This window comes from Runella limosa DSM 17973, assembly GCF_000482465.1.
Taxonomy (GTDB): Bacteria; Bacteroidota; Bacteroidia; order Cytophagales; family Spirosomataceae; genus Runella; species Runella limosa.
In genome coordinates this window covers 1-2,360 of record NZ_AXVJ01000094.1, presented here as the reverse complement: position 1 = coordinate 2,360, position 2,360 = coordinate 1, and the positions used below count along the sequence as shown (strand labels likewise).

Sequence of the window (2,360 nt, the reverse complement as noted above, 5' to 3'; positions counted from 1 at the left end):
GCGGCAGTGGGGGTAATGGAGTACGTAGCTGTGTTAGCACCTGAGATGGGGCTGCTTACATTACCAGTGGTTCTGTACCACTGATAGGTAATTCCGTGTCCTAATACAGGAGCAGTAAGTGTGGTAGGGCCATTGGTACAAATGGTTTGGGGGGCATAGCTTGTGGAATAAACGCGCAGGTTGGCCTCCTCAGAAGTAATACTAGTGGTACAAGAGCTACTTTTTACGATGCAACGGAACTTGGCATCGTGGTCAGCGGTGGTTGGTATGAAGCTATAAGTACTTGAAGTAGCCCATAATATATTGGTACCATTTTTCTGCCATTGGTAGGTTAATGCTGTTCCAGTAGCGCTTACAGAAAAAGTGGCGGAGGCTCCCGAACCTACATTACAGATAACTCTATCAGAGGGTTGTGTTTTTATCGTTATACATGATGATGGACTAATACTTAAAGTCACAATCTGAGAAGATGAACAAGAATTATCGGTTTGGCTAGTGGCGATTACTTTATAGTTATATGTTCCTATCACAGTCGGTAAATTTCCTAATGTAGCTGAAGTTTCTCCCGAAAGTGGAGTTAGCGTAGGATTGTTTGTTCCATTATTATTAAACCATTGATAGTTAACTAATATACCGTTAGTTACAGTAGCAGTGACAGGATTAAATGATGTACCTAGTACAATTGATTGATTGGGAATAGTTGTCAAAACAGGAGCATTACTACCAAGCAAGGTTTGGGAGTTGCTTATAGCTATGCAGGAAGTAGCCGAAGTTTTACGAACATAAAATGTATATGTTCCAGGGAGTAATCCACTAAATGTATTCGTTGACTGCCAAGAAATATTATCTTTTGAGTACTGTAAATCAGTACCTGTACTTATAATAGCTGCCGAACCTGTTGTTGTAGAGCAGGTAGGCTGTACTAGCGTAATGGATGAAATATCAACAGAAGTTGAAGTTAGAGTTACAGAAGTTCTACTCGTACTTTTACATTGACTTGTAGGGTTAATGGCTTCTGCATAGTATGTTCCAAAGGTGTTTGGGGTAAAACTTGTCCCCGTCGCAATTTTTGTTCCCCCTGATGCACTAGTGAACCAATCAACACTTTCCCCATTGGCTATGCTCACTGTTAAAGCAGGGTATGGAGTTGTACAAGCTATTTTATCTCCTTGGCTTACTGGTGAGGCTGGGGCTGTAGTAACGTTGATGCTAGCCACGGAAGAGTAAACAACACCTCCCGAAGATGCCTGTATAACAGCTCGATAGTACGTAGTTTGAGTAAGATTATTGGCTGTATAGGTAGTAGTTGTATTGGCAATATCAACGGGATTGCTAAAAGAACTAGAGGTAGAGTATTGCCATTTGGTAATAGTCCCTGTATGCCCGCTGAGGGTAAGGATGGTTGAATTTGTACCCGAACAAGTAGTAGTACTTCCAGCGATTGTGCCTCCAACCGTAGGGAGGGTACAAGCTGATTTGCGCACAACTTTTATGGTATTTGAGGATAAAGTTGCTCCACAAGGAGTTTGACACGTCACTTTATACGAAGTTGTGTCGGCACTAAGTGAGGCATAGTTTATGGAAATACTGGTAGTCGTTAGTGCTAACGTTCCTGAACCACCAGTGTTTAATGTATATCCCCAGCTAGGATTCCCAGTACAGCCACTGACAGTGAGAGTAGCTGCACTATCAGGACATACAAAGCGAGGGCTGTTACCAGCAATGACTGGTGGCTCTGTTGTATTAATAATTGCTTTTACAGCTATTCGTGGATTTGGGCAACTAGCCGTACCACCTGTACACTCAACATAATAAGTTGTTGTTTGGGTTAAGGCGGAAGTTGTGTAAGTAGAAGCAGTAGCAAGAGGGGTCGTAGAAGTAGGAGTACCAAACCAATTGTAACCAGAAGAACAACCACTGGCAGTCAAATTTACGACACCGTTACCACAACGGCTTTTGTCCTGTGCAGAGGCTGTTTCCGATGCTTTTACTGTAATTTTAATGCTATTACTTGCTACGGATAAACATCCATTCTCTTGACATTTTACGGTGTAAGTTGTAGTAGCTGTGGGAGTAACCGTATATGTTTTAGTATCACTACTCACAACTCCCCCTGACGGGCTCCAAATAAAAACACCGTTACATGTAGAACTCGTTGATAGAATGGAGGGGTTTCCAGGACATATCAATGTAGGTTCAGCGCCTATGGTGGGAGAAGTAGGGTTGTTTACAGTAATTGTGATGCTAGTGGTGCTACTTGTACACCCATTTGTTTGATTTTTCGCTTTAACAAGGTAGGTAGTTGTACTTTGTACATCACTAGGCGTGTAGGTCAAGGAATTAGCTTGAAGAAGAGTGCC

The 2,360-nt window shown here is 42.3% G+C and carries 1 protein-coding gene; it reads right to left on the bottom strand.

Features of this window, described 5'->3' with window-relative positions; translation table 11 throughout:
- The coding region (locus K339_RS37085; RefSeq protein WP_211243791.1) for an immunoglobulin domain-containing protein at positions 1-2,360 on the bottom strand (2,360 nt) is incomplete at both ends.